General features: G+C 45.1%; 17 protein-coding genes. 15 read left to right on the forward strand and 2 right to left on the reverse strand.

What is annotated here, in order from left to right; all coding sequences use genetic code 11:
- Positions 1-414 precede the first annotated feature (414 nt).
- The 5 genes from DSBG_RS09735 to DSBG_RS09755 all read left to right on the forward strand — a co-directional run bounded on the left by DSBG_RS09735 (position 415) and on the right by DSBG_RS09755 (position 7,060).
- Positions 415-1,143, forward strand: coding sequence for a hypothetical protein (locus DSBG_RS09735; RefSeq protein WP_068963990.1), 729 nt, complete (start codon positions 415-417; stop codon positions 1,141-1,143).
- A gap of 191 nt (positions 1,144-1,334) precedes the next feature.
- Complete coding sequence (locus tag DSBG_RS09740; protein ID WP_083236801.1) at positions 1,335-2,474, forward strand: acyltransferase; 1,140 nt, start codon at positions 1,335-1,337, stop codon at positions 2,472-2,474.
- Positions 2,475-2,595: 121 nt separating this feature from the next.
- The gene (locus DSBG_RS09745) at positions 2,596-4,464 is read left to right on the forward strand and encodes a polysaccharide biosynthesis protein (protein WP_083236802.1); all 1,869 of its coding nucleotides are present in this window, start codon (positions 2,596-2,598) and stop codon (positions 4,462-4,464) included.
- A gap of 19 nt (positions 4,465-4,483) precedes the next feature.
- The gene (locus DSBG_RS09750; protein WP_068963992.1) at positions 4,484-5,839 is read left to right on the forward strand and encodes a nucleotide sugar dehydrogenase; all 1,356 of its coding nucleotides are present in this window, start codon (positions 4,484-4,486) and stop codon (positions 5,837-5,839) included.
- 174 nt (positions 5,840-6,013) lie between these two features.
- Positions 6,014-7,060: a Gfo/Idh/MocA family protein gene (locus tag DSBG_RS09755; RefSeq protein WP_068963994.1), complete on the forward strand. Its 1,047-nt coding sequence runs from the start codon at positions 6,014-6,016 to the stop codon at positions 7,058-7,060.
- Positions 7,061-7,111: 51 nt separating this feature from the next.
- Here DSBG_RS09755 and DSBG_RS23035 read toward each other — a convergent pair whose 3' ends face one another.
- Both DSBG_RS23035 and DSBG_RS23395 read right to left on the reverse strand, forming a co-directional pair.
- Positions 7,112-7,270, reverse strand: a complete 159-nt coding sequence (locus DSBG_RS23035; protein WP_176716238.1) for a hypothetical protein — start codon at positions 7,268-7,270, stop codon at positions 7,112-7,114.
- Entirely contained in the window at positions 7,245-7,451 is a 207-nt protein-coding gene (locus DSBG_RS23395) for a hypothetical protein (protein ID WP_207647226.1), read from the reverse strand. Before DSBG_RS23395 ends, DSBG_RS23035 begins: the two co-directional genes overlap by 26 nt.
- 117 nt (positions 7,452-7,568) lie before the next feature.
- Between DSBG_RS23395 and DSBG_RS09760 the strand changes: the two genes are divergently transcribed.
- From DSBG_RS09760 to DSBG_RS09805, 10 genes are all read left to right on the forward strand, one after another.
- Positions 7,569-8,426, forward strand: coding sequence for an N-acetyltransferase (locus tag DSBG_RS09760; RefSeq protein WP_068963997.1), 858 nt, complete (start codon positions 7,569-7,571; stop codon positions 8,424-8,426).
- Positions 8,427-8,520: 94 nt separating this feature from the next.
- Entirely contained in the window at positions 8,521-9,612 is a 1,092-nt protein-coding gene (locus DSBG_RS09765) for a DegT/DnrJ/EryC1/StrS family aminotransferase (RefSeq protein ID WP_068963999.1), read from the forward strand.
- A gap of 19 nt (positions 9,613-9,631) precedes the next feature.
- Complete coding sequence (locus DSBG_RS09770) at positions 9,632-10,966, forward strand: O-antigen ligase family protein (protein WP_068964000.1); 1,335 nt, start codon at positions 9,632-9,634, stop codon at positions 10,964-10,966.
- On the forward strand, positions 10,963-12,093 hold the full coding sequence (locus DSBG_RS09775) for a glycosyltransferase family 4 protein (protein WP_068964002.1): 1,131 nt from the start codon (positions 10,963-10,965) through the stop codon (positions 12,091-12,093). The genes DSBG_RS09770 and DSBG_RS09775 overlap by 4 nt, the downstream gene beginning before the upstream one ends.
- 1 nt (position 12,094) lies before the next feature.
- Positions 12,095-13,339 carry a glycosyltransferase gene (locus DSBG_RS09780; RefSeq protein WP_068964005.1) on the forward strand — a complete coding sequence of 415 codons (1,245 nt, stop codon included), beginning with the start codon at positions 12,095-12,097 and terminating at the stop codon, positions 13,337-13,339.
- Positions 13,317-14,747 carry a flippase gene (locus DSBG_RS09785; protein ID WP_068964007.1) on the forward strand — a complete coding sequence of 477 codons (1,431 nt, stop codon included), beginning with the start codon at positions 13,317-13,319 and terminating at the stop codon, positions 14,745-14,747. Before DSBG_RS09780 ends, DSBG_RS09785 begins: the two co-directional genes overlap by 23 nt.
- A gap of 183 nt (positions 14,748-14,930) precedes the next feature.
- Positions 14,931-16,004: a non-hydrolyzing UDP-N-acetylglucosamine 2-epimerase gene (wecB, locus tag DSBG_RS09790; protein WP_068964041.1), complete on the forward strand. Its 1,074-nt coding sequence runs from the start codon at positions 14,931-14,933 to the stop codon at positions 16,002-16,004.
- On the forward strand, positions 16,001-17,827 hold the full coding sequence (locus DSBG_RS09795) for a polysaccharide deacetylase family protein (RefSeq protein WP_068964009.1): 1,827 nt from the start codon (positions 16,001-16,003) through the stop codon (positions 17,825-17,827). Before wecB ends, DSBG_RS09795 begins: the two co-directional genes overlap by 4 nt.
- Before the next feature lie 16 nt (positions 17,828-17,843).
- Complete coding sequence (locus DSBG_RS09800; protein ID WP_242877517.1) at positions 17,844-19,238, forward strand: O-antigen ligase family protein; 1,395 nt, start codon at positions 17,844-17,846, stop codon at positions 19,236-19,238.
- Positions 19,201-20,217, forward strand: coding sequence for a lipid II:glycine glycyltransferase FemX (locus DSBG_RS09805; protein WP_242877519.1), 1,017 nt, complete (start codon positions 19,201-19,203; stop codon positions 20,215-20,217). Before DSBG_RS09800 ends, DSBG_RS09805 begins: the two co-directional genes overlap by 38 nt.
- Positions 20,218-20,306 lie beyond the last annotated feature (89 nt).

A 20,306-nucleotide genomic window follows, 5' to 3' on the forward strand; every position in this document is an offset into this window, starting at 1 on the left:
CTGAATAGTTCAAGGTGCACAATGGCTGTTGAATTAAGTTATAACTTTACAATAAATTGACATAGCTACAATAATGTTTTGTTAAGAACATGAGGAGCTTGGACTCAATATAAATTATTAATTTGAATTTAAAGGATTGATTTTATAAGAGTTTTTGATTTATTTATCTAAATTGAATAGGCAACTAAATCTCTTACTATGATCTTGTATTGTTTTGCAAGGTTGAAAACAAATTTAGTTGTTGGGTAAACAATAAAAATTGAATAGAAAAAAGGAAGGCCTGCCCCAAGGGGACAGGCCTTCCTTTTTTCACCAGTTTATGTTTAATTTCTAACTCGGGAATGTGAATGTCTAATATATCCTTAAATTGGTAAAAATAATTATAAAATCCAATTGAAGGAGATTTCGGTTTGTATGCGTAAAATGAATTATTTATTTGGAGCTCTGGCTTTAGGTCTCGGCGTTTTAGTTGGAACCTTGGGTGTGTCTTTACTCACGAATTCGAGTTCCCCCACCTCGTTTATTTCCAGGCTACGTGGCCAAGACAAGATACAAACGGTTTCAGGAACAGTAAGTGACCCAGCTCGAACCTCTCCAGTCTTAAACACGGCACCGGACGCTCTATCTTCAAATAATGCTCCCTTGGATGGAGAGAGTCTAGATACACTAAATCCAGATTCAGCAGTACAAAAAAATGATGCACCTCCTCTCGATCAAAATGTAAGCGACAAAGATATCAAGGCGTTAAACGTACTGAAACAACAAATCATTACCGACTATAAACAAGATATCGGGATTTTCTTTGGAGCTTGGAAATCTTCAGATATCGATTCATTCCGTCTCAAACTAGCGAAAGCCTATACAGGAGAATTGCTTGAAAGACATGCGCGCCGTGCTGAAGAATACTTGGCTCAAGGTCTAGGGCTAGATGTCAGTCAAATAACGTTTGACCAGGTCGATGTTGAAAGTGCGGAGGCAAATACTGCCACAATGCGGGTTGATTACCGATATACTGCAAGAGATTATAGCTTAGCGGATGCTGCAGCAATCGGGGAAGAGCATGAACAGAATGTACATGTCCGAGTAAATTTGCTCAAACAGAATTCCCGCTGGGTGATAACAGGAGAAAGTACCGTGCAATGAAGGTAAGGACTACTATAAAATATGGTAGTCCTTTTTAGTACCCAGTTTTCATTAGGCAAAAAAGTAGGCTGTATGATAGACTAATACTTGGCAAAGGATAGTTAATCTATGACTCAATGACTTACACATTATTAGGTTGAATCTTAGCATGGATTTTAGAGATTTAGGCTAGTTCTTTTGAGGAAGGGAAAATGGCTAACATGAATAATGCTAATGCAACTAACCACAAGAAACAGGATACGATTGAGCAGATTAATTTCCTCAGGGCATTCGGCGTCTTAGCGGTTATCGCTATTCATGCGACAGGTTATTTTACAGAAATCAAAAAATTTAATAACTTGGTACTTATAAATCTGTTGACAGATGTATTTTCCCAATTTGCAGTGCCCTTGTTTATCCTGATTTCCGGTTTTGTATTGGCCAGAAATTATCGTAATAACTTTCCGATTAGACAATTCTACAAAAAAAGAATACGTTCAATTATTCCCCAATACTTAATTTTCTCAGTTCTTTATACTTGCTTCATTAATTCAGAAGTCATGAGAAATAACGCACTCAGTACGAATGTAACCCTAATTCTTCGGAATATCTGGCAGTCAGATGCTTCCTACCACCTATGGTTTTTTGCCATAATAATTCAGTGTTATATTTTTTATCCGTTTATTATTAAGATTTATGATCACTTTAAAATAAGAAACAGAGCCGAATTATTGATTTCTTTAATGTTAGTAATTCAGGTGGCATTCATGGTTGGTAAACACACCCCGTATTTAGCTGCTACAAAGATTAACTTTATAGCATACCTATTTTATTTTGGTTTAGGAATCTATAGTTGTGACCACTACGAAAAGTTAAAGAGCGGATTTAATCGTCTTACGCCCCTTTTTTTAGCAACTACGTTAGCTTTAACAATAGGAGCTAGTTATTTTATAATCGTTGGTCTGACTACGGGTTATAGATACAATACGATACCTAATTATTATTTTATTGGTTCAGAACTAATTTACCCTATTTTGAGGATCTCAAGCTTTCTACTGCTATTTAATCTGGCCAATAATTTGGTTCGGAAAAAGAGCATTGTTGCTAAAGCTCTTTATAAAATAGGGGATTACTCCTTTGGAATATACCTAATACACATCTTCTTTAACCAATCTGCAATAAAGATACTCAAGAACTATAATATCAACTATAATAATTGGCAATTTTATCTAATCATCTTTGTCGTGCCCCTTGTTCTTAGTTACATGTCGGTAAGATTGATCACTTACTTACCTTATAGTTACTATATCATTGGCTACATGAATAAAAGCAGAAACAACAAAAGGACTTGAATCGAAGGCGAAATTGTTAACGGCATGTTCAAAGCGAATAGTTGTAAAACCATTTAAGTTGTAGTAAACTTTAGAACGATAAAACTTACTGACTGGTTTGATCGAAAAGGGGCTGAGCTAGGTGTTATTTCGTAAACGGACGTTGATATTAATGCTGATTGATGCTATGTTAATCAACTTGGCAGCTTTCGGCAGTTTTTATTTGCGCTTCGAAGGTGACATTCCGCCAGGAAGTTATCAGATATATTATCATACTGCCGTGGCCGGAACGATTTTATATATCGCAGTTTTTTATGTTTTTGGCTTATATAATCGGCTATGGCAGTATGCTAGTACAGGGGAGCTGCTCTCCATTATTTATGCAGTAACTGTCGGAACGGGTGGAACAGCTGCAGTGGTATATTTTTATGGTGTTGCCAAAGCTGCCTCGCTCCCTTTTAGAATGCCGCACTCTTCTGCTGTACTGCTTTGGCTGGCAATGGTCTTTTTGATCGGGGGTTCGCGTTTTATTTGGCGGATCTTACAGGAAAATGCCTTTGATCGCCATGTTCCAGGCTCACAAAAACAGGTACTTATTGTTGGAGCTGGGGATGCAGGGGTATTAGCCGCAAGGGAGTTGAAAAATCGCAATTATCGAGAGGGACGTCCTATCGGTTTTATTGATGATGACCGTGCCAAACAGAAGTTGCATCTCTTGGGAATTCCGGTCTTGGGGACGCGCAAGGATATTGCCCGCGTCGTAAAGGGACATAATATTGATGAAGTGATTATTGCTATGCCTTCAGCCTCGGGTGAGTCTGTTCGAGAGATTGTGCAAATCTGTGAAAAGTCCGGAGTCGACCTAAAAATTATGCCTGGTGTCTATGACATTATTAGTGGGGATATCAATGTCAACCCCATTCGACAGGTTCAAGTGGAGGATTTGTTGGGGCGTGAACCGGTTTGCGTTGATTTGGAAGAAGTCGCAGGATATGTTTCGGGAGAGACGGTATTCATTACCGGCGCGGGGGGCTCTATTGGTTCAGAGATCTGCCGTCAGATTGCCAAGTTTAATCCTGGGAAACTTGTCCTGCTGGGACATGGAGAAAACAGCATTTTTGACATCGAACAGGAATTGCGCGCTGAGCGTCCAGGAATTGACTACATAACAGAAATATTGGATATCAAAGACCGAGAGAAAGTATGCTTGCTCTTTGACAGATATAAGCCGGGCGTTGTCTTTCATGCTGCAGCACACAAACATGTCCCCTTAATGGAAAAAAATCCTGAAGAAGCCCTAAAAAATAATGTCTTAGGCACGCAGAATTTGGCTGAAGCAGCCGATAGAGTAAAAGTAAAAACATTTGTCTCGATCTCTACAGATAAGGCAGTCAACCCAACTAGTATTATGGGAGCAACCAAGCGGACTGTTGAATTGCTTATTCAAAGCTTAGATCTTCGTTCCCAAACAAAGTTTGTAGCCGTACGGTTCGGAAATGTTTTAGGTAGCCGAGGCAGTGTTATTCCTACGTTTAAGCGGCAAATCGCTAACGGTGGTCCGGTGACAGTGACCCATCCTGATATGGTACGCTACTTTATGACGATCCCAGAAGCGACCCAGTTAGTCATTCAGGCTGGAGCCATGGCTCAGGGTGGAGAGATATTTATTTTGGATATGGGAAAACCAGTCAAAATTGTGGATCTAGCAAAAGACTTAATTCGTCTTTCAGGCTTCGAGCCGGAGGTCGACATTAAGATACAGTTCACAGGAATTCGGCCGGGAGAAAAACTCTATGAGGAGTTGTTAACAACTGAAGAAGGAACAACTTCAACCAAACACAGTCGAATTTTTGTAGCGAAACCTAATGTTATTGATGTTAAACTTCTGGAAGAACTGACGCATATTGTGCGAGAACGTGGCAGTTATTTAACTCGAGATGAAGTTATCGAGCTGTTGCAAACGGTCATTCCAACCTTTCGCAAGAAAACGCCCAAAGCAGTAGCCAAATAATAAGGAGGAAATTAGGATAATGATGACCGTGAAAAATGTAATTACCAGTGAAGATGTCGTTGCCAAAGCCCTTAAGGAAAAGATTGAAAAACATGAAGCTCGGATAGGGGTAATCGGTTTAGGTTATGTAGGGCTCCCTTTGGCTGTTGAAAAAGGCAAAGTCGGGTTCCCTGTGGTTGGTTTTGACATTAATGCTGCCCGTGTTGATCGCGTGAATGCGGCAGACAACTATATTGGAGATGTCAAGGACGAAGACCTTAAGGAAGTTGTGCAAAGCGGCATTTTGGTAGCCAGTACAGATTTCTCCCGTTTAGCGGAATGTGATGTTGTGATTATTTGTGTTCCCACACCGTTAACAATTACCCGCGATCCAGATATTTCCTATATTAAAGCTTCCACTGAAAAGATTGCCAAATATTTACGTCCGGGGCAGTTAATCACCTTAGAAAGCACGACTTACCCAGGAACCACAGAGGAGGTCATTCTTCCTTTATTAGAAATGGCGGGACTTAAAGTTGGTCATGATTTCTTCCTTGCCTTCTCACCGGAACGTGTCGATCCTGGTAACAAACGCTTCAGCACAAAAAATACCTCTAAAGTTGTTGGCGGGATGACCCCAATTTGCTTAGAGATTGCCTATGCGCTTTACACTCAAACAATAACGAATGTCGTTCCGGTGTCCTCGCCTGCTGCCGCGGAGTTGACAAAAGTCTTTGAAAACACCTACCGCGCAGTTAACATTGCTATGGTTAACGAATTGATGATGCTCTGTGACCGCATGGGAATTGATATCTGGGAAGTTGTTGAGGCAGCCGGGACAAAACCGTTTGGCATCCAGACCTTTTACCCAGGACCGGGTGTGGGCGGTCATTGTATACCGATCGATCCGTTCTACCTTACCTGGAAAGCGCGGGAATACGATTTTCATACTCGCTTCATTGAACTTGCCGGGGAAGTTAATGTTGAAGTTTCTTATTATGTTATCAATAGAGTAATTCGTGCTTTAAATAATGAGAACAAGAGTTTGAAGGACGCTAAGATCTTTGTTCTCGGGGTAGCCTATAAAAAAGATATTGACGATATGCGTGAATCACCAGCCTTGAAGATTATTGAACTCTTGCGTAAGCAAGGGGCTAATATCACCTATCATGACCCATTCATTCCGGTGATCGAGCCACACGGTGGCAGTACAATCCATTTGGAGAGTGTGCCTTTGACCGATGAGGTGCTTGCCAATGCAGATGGAGTGCTAATCTTAACAGACCATAGTACGGTTGATTATGAGCGTGTGGTTGCCAATGCCAAACTCGTAGTGGATACACGTAATGCAACGAAAGACGTACATGAGAATCGTGAAAAAATCGTTAAAATTTAATTGAATATAATTTGTGACTTTGAAGCTTATATTAAATACACAGGTTTAAGGGGAATCGCCAGATTCCCCTTAAACCTATATATTGTGCGATGTCGTTTTCGAACAACAGCTGACGTTGGAAACGTGAAGAAAAAGAATAGGAAAAAATAGAAAAGAAAAGAGTTGTTGATTAGTATGAACGGAGAGAAAAAGATTCGGTTTGCGATCATTGGGTGTGGGCGGATCGCCCCAAAACATGCGGAGTCCATTGTAGCACTTCCAGAGGCAGAACTGATCGCGGTCTGCGATATTGTGCCGGAGCTGGCCCAGGCCTTCGCCGACAAATACAACGCAGAGCCTTATACTGATTATCTGGAAATGCTGAAGAGGACTGACATTGATGTTATCACCATTGCGACACCGAGTGGTTTGCATGCCGAAATTGGGATTGCTGCAGCCGAAGCAGGTAAGCATGTCCTGGTTGAAAAGCCTATGGCTATGACTTTGAAAACCGCAGATGCAATGATTGCAGCCTGTCACAAAGCAGGTGTTAAATTAGGCGTTATTCATCAAAACCGTTTTAATGATTCGATTAAACTCCTTCGCAAAGCCTTAGAAGATGGTCGTTTTGGTAAATTAACTCATGGTCAGGCCACCGTGCGTTGGAATCGGAACGACAATTATTATACCCAAGCACCTTGGCGTGGGACGAAGCTTCAAGACGGTGGAGTACTCATGAACCAGTCCATTCATAATATTGACCTTTTACAGTGGACCTTTGGGCCAGTGGAATCTGTATTTGGATATACGGCGACCTTTATGCGCAAAATTGAAATGGAAGATATGGGAGCAGCTGTTATTAAATTCAAAAGTGGCGCCATAGGGCTGATTGAGGCGGCCTCAACTATCTATCCTAAAAATATTGAAGAAACCTTAAATGTCTTTGGCGAAACGGGATCAGTCATTGTTGGCGGAATCGCAGTAAACCGAATCGAAGTTTGGGAATTACCTGACAGCGTGGAAGAGAAACAGGAGATTTTCGCCAGCCAGGAAGGTGATCCCCCGACAGTATACGGCTTTGGGCATAGAGAGCTAATATTGGATCTTATTCAGGCAATTCGAGAAGATAGAGAACCAGCTATCCCCGGGGAAGAAGGGCGTAAAGCACTCGAAATTATCTTGGCGATATATAAATGTCAGGAGACGAAAGAGCCGGTTGTGTTTCCGATGGTGGTAGAATAACCGGGAAGATTTTGATTTACAACGTTCGCTACGTAAGCTGCGTAGACCAAACTAACGCTCAAAGCCGTCTGCTCCGACGAGTTCCCGGCAATTCGCCATCCTTGGCTCAGTTGCCGGTTGGAAACGTCCTGTTTCCAACTCGTCTCCGCTGCCTGCTTTTCGCGAAGTTTGGTTAGCTACTCGCTTAGGTCGTTCTCTTTTGTAAATCAAAATCTACGTACTTCTCAAAGAAACGTGCATGATTGTCTTCGTCTAGATCCGTAATCCCAGCCCAGAGAGTTGCTTTACAGCAAGTGAGCCCTCTAGGTGAGCAGCCCACCAAACTTAGGCCAACCTGCCCTTTCATCAGCGGGGTGGGATCCAAGGATGGATCCTGCGCCAACTGAGACACGGATGTCGAATTTGGCGGAACCCCGTTACTTGCATCAGCAGGTTTGCCTTAGTTTGGTCAGCGATCGTAGGGACGGAGCGGCTGTAACGCAACTCTCATACGAAAGGAGCAAATACTATGAATCATTATGTGATCGCCTCAAGTGCGACTGTTCCAGAAAGTGTAACAGTCGGGCCGTTTTGTGTGATCGGAGAGAATGTCGCGCTTGGGGAAAATGTGGTCTTGGGAGTTGGTTGTGTTCTGGGTGAGGGAGCTCAGGTTGGAGCCGGATGCGAGCTTGGTAACTATGTTAGCATCGGAGCAGGGGGGAAATTGGGCAGCCGTGCCCGCATCGGAGATCATACCACAATTTATCCGCAAACTGAGCTCGGAGATGATGGCTTTATCGGCAGTAATTCCTCAATCGGACGGTTACCAAAAGCCGCAGCGACAAGTACCGTTAAAGCACAAGCGGATTTGCCCCCTCTCAAGATGGGAAGTGGGTTCACGGTCGGGTGTTCTGCTGTTCTCTATGCAGGTACGAGCTATGCGGATAATACCTTTGTTGGCGACGGAGCTGTCGTCAGGGAGAGATGCTCAATTGGCCAAAACGTGGTCATCGGAAGCGGAGTAGCCGTTGAAAATGATACCAAGATTGGTGCGTTCACCAAGATTCAGACCGGTTCATATATCACAGCTTATATGGAACTCGAAGAGCGGGTCTTTATAGCCCCCATGGTCACGACGACCAATGATAACTTCATGGGACGTACAGAAAAACGATTTAAATCGATCAAGGGTCCGACAATTCAGCGGGGGGCCCGCATTGGTGGAGGGTCTATCCTCTTACCTGGCGTGAAGGTTGCTCCGGAAACTTTTGTGGCCGCAGGAGCTGTAGTGACTAAGGACACCACAGAGAAACGCGTCATAAAAGGGTTCCCAGCAAAGGACCTTAGAGAAGTAGCTGAGGAAGAACTTCTTGACCCGCTGTCCTAACTCATCGCTTGTAACGTAACAAGAACACTTATCGCCGTAGGATGCTAAGAAACTGACTTAATATAATAAATTCGAAGAGAAGGGGAAGATTAATATGGGTATTCCACTTTTAGATCTTAAGGCTCAATACCTGACGATAAAAGATGAACTTGATCAGGCCATCTTTAACGTACTGGATTCGTCTGTCTATATACTAGGCCCAGAAATGAAGACGCTAGAAAAAGAGATCGCAGCTTACTGCGGGACCAAGGACGCTGTTGCGGTCGCCAATGGTACAGATGCACTGGTGCTTACGCTTAAAGCGTTTGGTATAGGGCCGGGAGATGAAGTGATCACTACACCGTTTACGTTTTTTGCATCGGCAGAAACGATTGCTCAGGTAGGTGCAACACCAGTATTCGTAGATATTGACCCCGTGACACTTAACATGGATCTAACCCTACTCGAAGAGAAAATAACCCCTCGGACAAAAGCGATTATTCCGGTACATATTTTTGGTCAGATGTTGGATGTTGAGAAAATTATGGAAATAGCTTCACGCCACGACCTTAAAGTTATTGAGGATGCCGCTCAAGCGATTGGAGCGGAATATCGGGGTAAAAAGGCTGGTTCGCTTGGACATGCCTCAACCTTTAGCTTCTTTCCGACGAAGAACTTGGGAGCCTATGGGGATGGCGGGATGATTGTTACAAATGACGAAGACTTGGCCGCGCAACTTAGGATACTTCGTTTTCACGGCTGTAAAACGAAGTATTACCACGATGAAATCGGTTATAACAGTCGTCTTGATGAGATTCAAGCCGCTATTTTAAGGGTTAAGCTCCGGTACCTCGACCAATGGAATGAAAGCCGGCGGGAAAAAGCCAAGGTTTATGATCAACTTCTTGCCGATGCGGCGGTTCAACTTCCGGGTCGAGATCCCCAGGCATTGCCTATCTATCACTTATATGTCCTCCGAACGGAGGAACGTAAAGTTCTGATGGAGCGTTTAAAGGCAGGCGGTGTGGCTAATGCTGTCTATTATCCCGTTCCACTTCACTTGCAAAAGGCCTTTAGTGCCCTTGGATATGAAGTAGGAAACTTCCCGGTAGCAGAAAAAGCTTGTGAACAAGCCCTTGCAATTCCATGTTATCCTGAATTGAGCCTCGAACAACAACTTGAGATCGCAGCATTAGTTAAAGGTTAGGCAAGCAAGGAGGAGAGAGATGTTTTGGAACATAGGGGTTACTCGCACTAACCCAAATAAGTTACTACTCATAATCGCTATAATGTTGTCCGCTATGATCTTGCCATCGTTTGAGATTCGCTCCAATTTGCCGCATGTTCGTTTAGATGATGCGCTTATTTTTGGAGCCTTTGCCATCAATTTGCTCCTCCGGTTAACACGTCGGTCTCGCTCGGTTTACGATATCGAATTGTCTTACCATGAAGGGCAGCGCAAGGGTCTGAGGGCGGTAACAAAGGTTTTTCTGCTTTTTTTGGCGTCGATCATTATCTCCAATCTTTTTGGCGTGATTTTTCTCAATGTGCCTTTCGGAATCCGGGACGTAATGGAAGGCGTCACTCTTGCAAAATACTATTTAGTTATTACGTTAGCTCTTTCCTTAGATTTACAGGAAGCTGAGTTTAGTGTGCTTCGGAAAGCATTTCTCGTTGGATTTGGCTTTATTCTGTTGCTAGCGTGGAGTCAATTATTGAATGTGGCCAATATTAATGCGTGGTTAACGCCCTTCTTTGCCCAGTCCCATTTGAATAACTTAGTGGATGCTAATCCGCCTCGCGTCTTAGGGACCTTTGATAACCCCAATGTTATGGGCATTGTGTCTGTTTTGACGATGACCTTATTTGTGACCTGGTTTTATTTCCAGAGAAACGATCGTTCAAGGGCTGCGATTCTTTATTTGGCAACAGGATTGGCTTTAAAACTGACACTTATGACCATTTCCAGAACAGCCTTCTTGGCGACGGCGGTGGTACTGATCTTCTTAAGTCTCTGGGCCATATTTAAATTGCATTTTAAAAAGGAAATCCTCATTAAAGTAAGCCTTTTATTTATTTTAACTTTAACGATATTTTACACCTCACCACGAGGCTTTACGTCTCGGATGCGCGAGGCAACTGACCTGGGTAACAGTTCATCAGCTATTGGCCACTTTTTGCAGATAGGAGATGCTTGGGGATTTATTAAGCAATCTCCAGTCTTAGGCTGGGGTACTGCTAAAGATAAAATGACCACTTTAGTCGATGATGAATATGCCCTGATAACTCGGCGTTACGGTGTTATCGGGTTAGCAATGTATCTTTGGCTTTTCCTCCGACCTGCTAAAGCGGCCTTGCGAAGGGTAAGGTTGTTTAATTTCTATGCCTCTGAACCGGGGATACGGGAGAGCAAAACGTTGTTAGCGATTGCTTTTGTGGCAGCAACAATGGTGATATTCGTATATAACCTTACCGCAGGGGCATTCTACAATCTCCAGTTAATGACCCTGGTGGCTCTTTTCATGGGCTTAATTTACAGAACAGAAGGGGAAAGCGATTGAAAGTCTGTATCTTAACAACGGCACATTCTCCCTTTGATGAGCGCATATTTCATAAGGAAGCCCGAAGCCTAGCCGAAACAGGTTATGAAGTGGTCATTGCCGCTCCGTTTGAAAGGTCTGAAGTGAAGGAAGGCATTCGGATTCACTCAGTCCCCCCGCTTTCCTCTCGGACCGATCGGATTTGGCGTTTAAAAACCCTCTACCGGGTTGCACTTCAGGAAAATGCGGACATTTATCATTTCCATGATCCGGACTTGATTCCGGTAGCTTTACTGTTGAGCCGCAAGCATCGGAAATCAGTAGTTTATGATGTTCACGAATATTATGGGGATAGTCTTCTTAATCGTCACTGGTTACCAAAACCTTTGAGGAAGTCTGTCGGGGGGATTGTCGACCGTGTTGAAAAGTGGGCGGCACGATCTTTTGCTGGGATCATTACGGTGAATGGGCATATGGCGGAGCTTTTTCGTAAAGAAAACCCCGAAGGAGAAATTTTGCATAACTATCCCCTTGAGCGGCAGTTTAAATTTTCTCGTCCAGAAAAGCTCAAACCACCGGTTATCCTATATCTGGGAGGGATTAAACTGGACCGGGGCTTCGAAGTCATCCTCCGGGCCATGATATTGGTGCGAAAAAACTATCCAGAAGCAGTTTGTGAGCTCGTGGGCCCTATGGTAGTATCAGATTTAGACCAGGAATTTTCCGACCTCACCCCTTGGTTAGAACAAGGAAATGTACGGCTAAGGGGTAAGGTCCCCTATGAGCAGGTTCCGGAAATATTAGCTCAGAGCTCGATTGCTCTCGTTCCCTTATTTCCGACCTTAAATTATCAAAAGGCGATCCCAGTGAAGCTTCTAGAATACATGGCAGCAGGTATCCCTGTAATTGGCTCGCGTTTTGGTTATATCGAAGAGATTATCGCTAAAAACCAATGCGGCTTACTTACAGAACCTGGTGATCCGGAAAGCCTGGCGCGTGATATATGTGCGTTATTGGAGGACCCGAAAAAGGCCTTGAGCTATGGGCAAAATGGGTGGGATGCTTTTCATCGAGAATATACTTGGGAAAAAGAACAAAGCAAACTCTTGAGCCTCTACGAGCGAATTCTGGCAGCGAGGGATCAGTAAAATGCGTGTTTTAATGCTTTCCCATATGTACCCGAATGTCGTGGGCCCTTTAGGTGGAATCTTTGTTCGCCAGCAGGCTCAGGCTTTAATGCGTCTGGGGGTCGAAGTCCAGGTTGTCGCCCCAGTTCCTTGGGTGCCGGGATTTATGGCTGGCCGAGGAAAATGGGGAGGATACCCTGCGGTTCCTCTCTTGGAACAACCGGATGGCTTTCCTGTTTTTCACCCTCGGGTTCTAGAATTTCCCCGCTCTCTCTTTTTTGAGTACTACCCGGCAACCTTTGTTTGGGGGATAAAACAGGTTTTCACAGAACAAATCGCCCGAGGCGTTGATATTATCCATGCCCATGTCGCTCATCCTGATGGAGCTGCAGCCGTAAGATTTGGTCGGAAGTTTAATATCCCGGTCGTGGTCACGATTCATGGTCAGGATTTTGCTTATACCTTGAACCGCAGTCGTATCTGTGCCGAGAGTGTCCGTGCTACGCTTAAAGATGCAGCGAGGGTTATTTTAGTAAGTGATAAGCTCAGAAATCAATATGGTCTGGAAAGTTGGGCGGACCAGCTTGAGAAATACAGGGTTATCTTTAACGGCGTCAATCTGGCCGATGTGGTTCAACGACCCGAACCACAAGGAACCTATTGGGAACATCAACCCAGGGCGTCCCGGCGGATTCTTCTTACAGTTGGATTTTTGCGTCCAGATAAAGGGCATGCTATGGTTTTAAAGGCACTTCCAGAGCTTATCGGGGAATTTCCCGACTTAGAATACCGGATTGTCGGGGATGGATCGGAACGACAAACGTTGGAAGCGCTCACTGCAGAGTTAGGCTTGGAAGAATATGTTGTCTTCAGGGGAAGTTTACCTCATCCTGAAGCAATGCGTGAAATGGCTCAGTGTGATATTTTTGTCCTGCCAAGTTGGAATGAAGCCTTTGGGGTCGTATATTTAGAGGCGATGGCCCACGGTAAGCCTATTATCGGTACCACTGGAGAGGGAATCTCGGAGATTCTTGCTCAAGAGGGGGTTGGAAAGGCTGTTCCACCTAAGGACGTTTTAGCTATTACAGAGGAGATTCGGGGACTCTTGCGAAATCCGGAGCAAGCTGCTGCGATGGGGAGTCGGGGGAAAGAGCTGGTCACCCGCAAATTTACGTGGGAATACAACGCCCAAAAGACTTTGAAGGTCTATGAGGAAATCATAAACGGTAGAAGGGAGGACCCCAGTGGAACTTCGTTTGGTTCTTAAGAATGCTGCAGCGTTGAGCGTAGCTAGTGTACTATCCAAGGCGATTTCCGCTATTGTGGGAATCTCGGTTACTCGTTATCTAGGTCCTGAAACCTTTGGAGAATACAGCTCCGCGCTGGCCTTTGTCAGTACGTTCATTCTATTTGCAGATTTTGGTTTGAGTAACTACATGGTCCAGGAAGGCTCTCGAGATGAGAGTGTCTTACCACTTTATCTGGGGAATACTCTCTTATTTAAGGGGTTTACCCTGCTGGTCATCTACGCGCTGATGCTTGTCTTGATGCATCCGGCGGGCTATAACCAATCCATTCAAAGTATGGTCATTGTCTTCGGTTTGGCCAGCGGGTTAAACGCCTTAAACAGTTCAGTTTACAATTACTTTCAAGCTAAACAACAAATGTATAACGCCGCTATTTATCAGTTTTTGTATACGTTTCTCATAGGTGCTTTGACTATTTTGGTCGTGGTTAAAAGAGGAAATGTGGTGATGATCACCGTTTCCCAACTCGTGTCCGCTGCGTTGATTTCGTTCATGTTATATGCCCATCTGCGGCGTAATCTACGCCTTAAGTTTGATCTGCGCCGTCTGATAGAGATGAGCAAACGAGGACTGCCCTTCGGGGTAGCAACTATATTTCTCTATATCTATTTCCAGATTGACGCGTTAATGCTCTCCCTGATGCGTCCAACATTTGAGGTAGGAATTTATTCAGCAGCCTACAAATTAGTCGCAATTCTGTTGCTGATTCCTGGAATTTTAACAAGTGTGATTTATCCGATTTTATTCCAGCTTGGGGTGGATAGTAAGGAGAAACACCGGGAAACGATTGAAAAGATCTTTAAAGTTCTCAGTGCTGTTGGTATTCCTGGCAGCGTCTTATTATTTGTTTTGGCCAATCCTTTGTTGACTTGGCTCTACAATAATCGTTTTCCGCAATCAATCCCGATCATGATGCTTTTAAGTTGGTTTTTTGCCTTTGAATGTTTAAGCTTTTCCCTGGGAGATGTACTGACAACGACAAACCGGCAGTGGACTCGCGCAAAAATTCAGGGGGGGGCCGCTTTATTAAATATTGTGGTTAACCTTTATGCAATTCCCCGCTATGGGATTTATGGAGCGAGTGTAGCGACACTCATCACTGAACTTTACGTGTTTAGCATGTACTATGGAATTGTTCGGCTCCGTGTTTATAAAATTCGGATTTGGCGGCAACTTCCCGTCATCGTCTTGGCCTCACTGGCCATGGGCCTCACAGCCTATTTTTTGCGCTATCTTCATCCTCTTGCTTCAGCATTCATTGCCGGAATTCTTTACCTCATAATCCTGATTAGTTTGGATCGAGATTTTCAACGCATCGGTGGCTATATTCTGCGCCAAGGGATGCGTCGTTTTAAAATGAAGAGTTAGAATTAAGGACTTAGAAGCAAGGAGTTCAGAAGTGTCAACAACAACGGTAGTGTTAGTTGCAAATCTTTCAAATTAATTGAGAGAAGAAAAAGCCTATTAACAGAGAGGAGGATGGCGGGTTAGGGTATGCAGATGGCATTCCTCCACTACCCTAGAGGGATAGTGGTTTCCTGCCAAGCCATTATGAAGATAGTGACCGTACTGGGCGCCAGACCTCAATTTATTAAAGCCGCACCTCTTTCAGAGGCCCTCAGCAAAAAACACGAGGAAAAAATTGTGCATACCGGTCAGCATTATGATTACCAGATGTCTGATGTGTTCTTCGAAGAGTTGGGGATCCCTAAACCTGACTACTTTTTAGGGGTTGGTTCAAAGCAACACGGTGCTCAAACCGGCGAGATGTTAACCGGTGTAGAAGAGGTGCTCCTTAAAGAGAAACCTGACTGGGTTCTCGTTTACGGGGATACGAACTCAACTTTAGCTGGGGCTCTTGCCGCAGCAAAGCTCCATATTCCAATCGCTCATGTTGAAGCTGGGCTGAGGAGTTATAATCGACAGATGCCGGAAGAGGTGAATCGCGTGTTGACGGATCATCTTTCCACGTTACTGTTTTGCCCGACTGATCAAGCAGTTAAAAACCTCAGGCAGGAAGGTCTGACCGCAGGAGTGGTACGCACCGGGGACGTCATGGCCGATGCTCTTTATTACCATGCTCGACGGGCGGAGGACCGAAATATCGCAGAAAACCTCCGCTACAAGAGAAAATCTTACCTTTTGGCCACCGTACACCGGGCCGAAAATACGGATAACCCAAGCCGACTAGAAGGAATTATTAAGGCCTTTGCCCAGATTGATGGGCAAATCGTACTCCCCCTGCATCCTCGGACCAAGAAGCTCCTCTTGAGTTGCCAAATGTCGATTCCAGAGAATGTAGAAGTCATCGAGCCTGTGGGGTATTTAGAGATGATTCTCCTAGAAAAAGAGGCGGAACTTATTCTGACAGACTCCGGTGGTGTGCAGAAAGAAGCTTATCTTTGGCAGGTCCCTTGTGTTACTTTGCGCGATGAAACAGAGTGGGTAGAGACCGTACACACGGGATGGAATACGCTTGCAGGAGCGAATACAGAGGAAATCGTTGCTGCCGTTGCGCGTTACCGTAAGAACTCCTTACCACCCTATTTGGAAAATCTTTATGGGAATGGCCGAGCTAGTGAAGAGATCGTAGAGGCGATGGAGGAAAGAGGGGGAGCTTCGTGAGCGGAGCACAAGCTAAAGTCCATAGGTCTAGGCAAATTGGCTTTTGCGTTGCAGAGCCATTAATAAGAGTTTATAGAGAGTTCGCAGGCCTTTTGGGTGTTCCTTTTGATGCAGATTTGAGCTTTGGCCTCGCTACAGATAAAGAAGCTCAACGACCAGAAGACTTAGTTTCCAACAAAGGGACAACTTCAGACTGTGAAGAGATATGGGCCCGTGAGGCGATTCTAAATTATGATGCGATTTTAGTCGATGGGATTTCCCTCGCGCTTTTAGGGGGCCTTATACCGAACCATTCAGGTCGAGATAAGGAGAGCCCTCTGATCTTGGTTTGTGGGTCTGTAACCGGGGAAAACCCGGGCCTTCGACTGAAGACGTTTGCTTTTAATCTGGGTCAAGAGGGAACTTGTCTGCTGATGGACGGTCGAGAGCATACGGAAAAAGACGTCAGCGAACCTATTCTCGATTGGATGCTTGAAGAAATTCGCCAGGTCTTACGCCAGGAAGTCAAAAATTTCTTAGAGCTCCCACCTGTCCCGTGGGGCTATTCCTATGCCATGACCTTAACCCACGACATCGATATCTTAAGCTTGAAGGAAATGCCTGTCGCGCGCACCTTTTTGGGGTATTTCTATCGCAGTTCTGTTTTGAACTGGAAACGTTGGCGAACAGGAAAGGTGGAGACGTCTGAACATTTCCAAGCAGTTTGGGAAATGGTCAGAACCTGGGCCGCAAAGGTTGGCCTAGGGCAAGACGTTTGGCAACGGGCCTTGCCAAAGCTTCTTGCTCTGGAAAAACGCCTAGGGGTTCGATCGAGCCTTTATTTTATGGCCTTTCCAGAGAAACCAGGTATTCTTCCAGAGCACTTAAGAAAAGATAAAGATAAACAGGAAGAGAAAGAAAATGAGAAAGCTATAAGTTCTGATCGTACTCAGGTAAAGGAAAGTGCGCCCGCAAATCGAGCATCGTTTTACGACGTAGCTGAATATAAAGAGTTACTGAACAGCCTGGAAGAAGGCGGTTGGGAAGCAGGGGTGCACGGAATTGATGCCTGGCATGACACCCAATCCGCTCAAGCTGAGTATGATCGAGTCGCTACTCTAACCGGGCAAGACGAGATTGGGATACGCATGCACTGGCTTTACTTTAAATCGCCAAATTCCTTCAAAGTGTTAGAAGAAGGCGGATTTCAGTACGATTCAACCTTTGGGTTTAATGAAGTCGTTGGCTTCCGAGCCGGGACCCTTCAGCCCTATCATCCCTTAAATTGTCAAACTCTTTGGGAGCTGCCTCTTCATATCCAAGATGGTGCTTTGATGGGGGAGGAGTACTTCAATTTGAATAGGGAGGACGCCTATCATAAGGCAAAACCTATTCTGGATTTGGCGAAGCGCTTGGGCGGAGTGGTTAGTCTGCTCTGGCACAATCAGAGTTTTACTGCTCCCCGTTTTTGGGGGGAGGTCTATGAACGCCTGATTGCCCAAGGGAAAACGGACGGCGCTTGGATTGCGATTCCGCGGGACGTCTTGCGCTGGTTTAACCAAAGGCGCAAGTGCGAGGCAGTGCTTTCTATTGAAGGGACGCGTTGGCAAATTTCTTGTACCTCAATTTCGGCAGATCTGACGGATCCAATAGATTCAGCTAACTTGTTGGATGATTCAAATTTGTCAGGCTCGTCAGCCTCGCGAATCCCGCCGGTTCGGATACGTCTGCATCTCGATCCAAATAGGGTTCGCTCGGCTTCCGTGCCCTACGTAGTTGGAAATGGTTATATCGATTTTCCAGCTCAGTCCTTAGTCACTCTAGATGTGGAAGGAGAGGATTGACGTGGGGCTTATCCTGTTGAAATACGTATTTTTTCTGTTTAGCATTGGAATAGTGAGCTATTTTGCTTGGAAAAAACCAGCTATCCTACCCTCGTTGCTGGCTGGGGCAGTCGCTTTCGACATTTCCATCACTTGGTTTCCTCCGCTCGGACCGCTTGGTTCACAGTTGAATAGTTTTGCGCGACTTCTCACAGTTGGGATCATCGGGGCCGCATTATGGCGTCTCGGAAGAGAACCTGAGAAACGGCAGGAACTGAAGGCCATTTTAACTCATTTCATGACTCGTGCCTTCCTAATTTACCTTGCGGCCGGGGCATTTAGCCTTCTTTATTCAATCGATCGGGGAAAAACGGCGGTTGAACTCATTCGGCTGTTTACGTTATTTTTACTCTATCTGGGTATCTGCTTGCTTGGGGAGCGCAAACATGCCCTTCTCCCTTTTCAAGTCGTCCATTGGGTAGGGGTTGCGTTGGTTCCGCTCACTCTTTATGAAGGAATAACCAAGCATTTTATCTGGCGGGGATATTTGGCCGAGGGAGAGATCGCCCGTGTTAATGCGACCTTCGTTGATCCGAATATTCTTGCACGCTACCTCGTGTTGGCCATTGTAGCGAACTTAATCCTCCAGTACCTTAACGACGTAACCTGGAAACGCGGTGTATATTTTGGGGCGCTCTTGGGATTATTGGGGGCCCTGGCCATAACCCTTTCACGCAGTGGTATTTTAACTTTGGTCATCGTCGTAACTCTGTTGATCCTTTTTATTCCGCGCAAGCGAATGGTGCTGCCAATTGGATTGTTGGGACTTATTGGGGCTGTTATGGTTGCTTTGCAGCCTGCCGTTAGAGAGCGTCTGCTAACCATCAAGATCGGGTTTGGTGCGCTGGGAGAACAACGGGCATATTTATGTAAAGTCTCCAGGGCAATGTTTATTGATCATCCAATCTTCGGGGTTGGACTGGGCGGATTCGAGAAGATGTTCTTAACCCCCCGTTACATAATCTATAAGACAGTGATCCCATATGTTCAAGGGGTGACCCTTTCGCATACGACCATTCTAACGATTGCAGCAGAACTTGGCTTAATGGGTCTGGCGGCACTGGCTTGGGTTTGGTTTGCTTTAGTACGAGTATTGTTAGGGGCACGGCGCATTGTGTTCTTACAGGCAAACTGCGAGGGCATGACCCATCGTGCACGTACCTCCAAGGCTGATCTGGACAGGGGTAAGATCGAACAGTATCTTCCCGTGGTGGGTTACTTTTTGTGGATTGTTGCAGTGTTTATCAGCTCTCAAGCTGAGGCTCGGTTTTTTGAAGATCCTATTATTTGGCTTAGCATGGGAATGATGTTGCGTTTATCAGGTGGGGTAGGGAGTGAGCAAAGACATGAATCTAAAATTGCAGCCCATTGAGCGTGAAATTTGGCAAGATTTTTTAAAGGGGACGACTCAGGGGTCCCTTTTTCACCGCTGGGAGTGGCAAGATGTGATCGAAGCGGGATTCGGTGTACGGGTTAACCGCTTGGGGTTATTTGATCAAGACGGGGTTCTAAGGGGTTTGTTGCCTTTGATGGAGCGGAAGATGAGTCTTTTGAAATTAGCAGGTAGTTCACTATCTGGTACGGCAACCCCTCACAGCGGTCCATTAGGTTCAATTACCTTGGCAGAAGTTCTGCCTGCTCTGGAAGAGTACGCAAAAGAAAAACACCTGGATTATCTGGAAATTAGACTTCAGGATTTGCAGGAAAGAGACGTTCTTGAACAAAATGGGTATACTGTGGAGGAACTCCTCACTCTAGATTTACATATTCCCAAGGATCAGGAGGCACTCTGGAATGGGCTCGAGGTGCGTTGTCGAAATGCTGTACGTAAAGCAGAGAAATCTGGGGTAGAAGTGTTTGAACCGAAGACCCTTGAAGAATGGCTGGAGCCCTACTATGAACTCTCGTGTGGAGTTTATCTGCGCCAAGAGAAGGAACCTCCATTTACCAAGGAATACTTCACAGCCCTTTGGCAGAACTTGTACCCAAGCGGAGATTTGCTCGTTTTGCTGGCTCGTTATGAAGGAAAGATCATTGCTGGTCAAATCTTCCCCCAGGACCGCAATGTCGGGTATTACCTAGACGGGGTTTCCGATCGAGAGTACAATAAAGTCGCGCCCAATAATCTCCTGCAGTGGGAATACTTAAAACGAGCTGATGGTCTGGGAATCCAGCTCTATGATATGGTAGGAGCGAATATCCCAAGCATTGCTAAATTTAAAAAGAGCTTTGGCAGCACCGAGCGGAGTTATCTTTATGGATACCGCAACCGGAGCCTAGCAGCCCGCATTGGGCGAACGGTCTATGCCAAACGTGGCCAAACAATCAAGAAATTTCTCAAACGCTCGTAGCGAATAATAGCAATGAAGCGTCTCGATCACGATACTCTCCAGTGACGATTCCCTCCGGGGTTCTAATCCCCGTCGACCCAAGCCCAGAG

It is taken from the genome of Desulfosporosinus cupriresistens, from assembly GCF_001707885.1.
GTDB lineage: Bacteria > Bacillota > Desulfitobacteriia > Desulfitobacteriales > Desulfitobacteriaceae > Desulfosporosinus.

Coding starts and splice junctions, on each gene's coding strand:
- DSBG_RS09735 (WP_068963990.1), top strand. CDS start 415: ATGCGTAAAATGAATTATTTATTTGGAGCTCTGGCTTTAGGTCTCGGC.
- DSBG_RS09740 (WP_083236801.1), top strand. CDS start 1,335: ATGGCTAACATGAATAATGCTAATGCAACTAACCACAAGAAACAGGAT.
- DSBG_RS09750 (WP_068963992.1), top strand. CDS start 4,484: ATGATGACCGTGAAAAATGTAATTACCAGTGAAGATGTCGTTGCCAAA.
- DSBG_RS09755 (WP_068963994.1), top strand. CDS start 6,014: ATGAACGGAGAGAAAAAGATTCGGTTTGCGATCATTGGGTGTGGGCGG.
- DSBG_RS09760 (WP_068963997.1), top strand. CDS start 7,569: ATGAATCATTATGTGATCGCCTCAAGTGCGACTGTTCCAGAAAGTGTA.
- DSBG_RS09765 (WP_068963999.1), top strand. CDS start 8,521: ATGGGTATTCCACTTTTAGATCTTAAGGCTCAATACCTGACGATAAAA.
- DSBG_RS09770 (WP_068964000.1), top strand. CDS start 9,632: ATGTTTTGGAACATAGGGGTTACTCGCACTAACCCAAATAAGTTACTA.
- DSBG_RS09780 (WP_068964005.1), top strand. CDS start 12,095: ATGCGTGTTTTAATGCTTTCCCATATGTACCCGAATGTCGTGGGCCCT.
- wecB (WP_068964041.1), top strand. CDS start 14,931: ATGAAGATAGTGACCGTACTGGGCGCCAGACCTCAATTTATTAAAGCC.